The 1,118-nt window shown below is 58.7% G+C and carries 1 protein-coding gene; it reads right to left on the bottom strand.

What is annotated here, in order from left to right; all coding sequences use genetic code 11:
* Window positions 1–849 (bottom strand): D-galactonate dehydratase family protein (locus ABI_RS11970; protein WP_040309196.1); only part of this gene is annotated, 849 nt, incomplete at its 3' end.
* Window positions 850–1,118 lie beyond the last annotated feature (269 nt).

A 1,118-nucleotide genomic window follows, 5' to 3' on the forward strand; every position in this document is an offset into this window, starting at 1 on the left:
ACGGATATAGTCGATCAACTGGTTCTGGATCAGGTCCTTGGCGTCCCAGATCGTGTTGAAGATTTCACCCACCGCCAGAGGGGTCGTCGTATGTTGACGGATATGGCGGAAGGCCTCCTGGTTTTCGGCCGGGGTGATATCTTCGAGCCAGAACAGGCGGTACGGTTCCAGATTCTTACCCAGTTGCGCCGCTTCGTTGGGCGTCAGGCGGTGGTGGCCGTCGTGCAGCAGTTCGTGTGTGAAGCCGTAGACGCCGCGCAAAGCGTCGAACAGCTTGGGGCAAAAATCCAGATATCTGGAGGTGTTCCAGACGGTTTCCGTAGGCAGCGCGGCGTCCGCCGGCTCATAGTGCAAGGTACCGCGACTTATCCCGTAAGCCAAGTTTACGCCGGGAACACCCGACTGGGCACGGATAGCGGTATAGCCCATGTCGATATATTTGCCGACAGCATCGACGGTGCTTTCCAGATCGGCGCCGTTGGCGTGGCCGTAGACGAGGACCGAGTCACGCGACGCTCCGCCCAGCAGGTCGGTGATCGACATGCCAGCCACCTTGCCCTTGATGTCCCACAGAGCGACGTCGACGGCGGCGATAGCGCGCATGGTCACCGGCCCACGGCGCCAGTAGGCGCCACGGTAAAGATACAGCCAGATGTCTTCGATGCGGCGAGGATCTTTACCGATCAGAACGGGTATGACGTGTTCTTCGAGGTAAGCGACGACCGACAGCTCGCGGCCATTCAGGGTGGCGTCGCCTATGCCGTAGACGCCCTGGTCGGTCTCGATTTTCAGGGTGACGAAGTTACGCCCCGGGCAGGTGACAATAACTCTGGCGGCGGTGATCTTCATGGGGCCCGCGAAACGAGACAGGTTGTCTTCCGGCGAATGGCCAACAGAGTCGCTGTTGCGTTGAACGGCGGTGTCCATAAAGTGGTTACCTGTAATAGTAGAGGATATGACGATAGATAATGCCAAAAGTGCTGGCCAACAGTGCTGGCCAAAAGTGCTGGCATGTGTTGAAAGCCGTTCGCGGATCCTCGAGCAGGTGCCCGAAGATCCGCGACCTCAGAACTTAGAGCGCGTTTCGATCCGGTAGAATCGGATCGGCGCTCTAAGTC

Origin of the sequence: Asticcacaulis biprosthecium C19, from assembly GCF_000204015.1 — a bacterium.
GTDB classification, from domain to species: domain Bacteria; phylum Pseudomonadota; class Alphaproteobacteria; order Caulobacterales; family Caulobacteraceae; genus Asticcacaulis; species Asticcacaulis biprosthecius.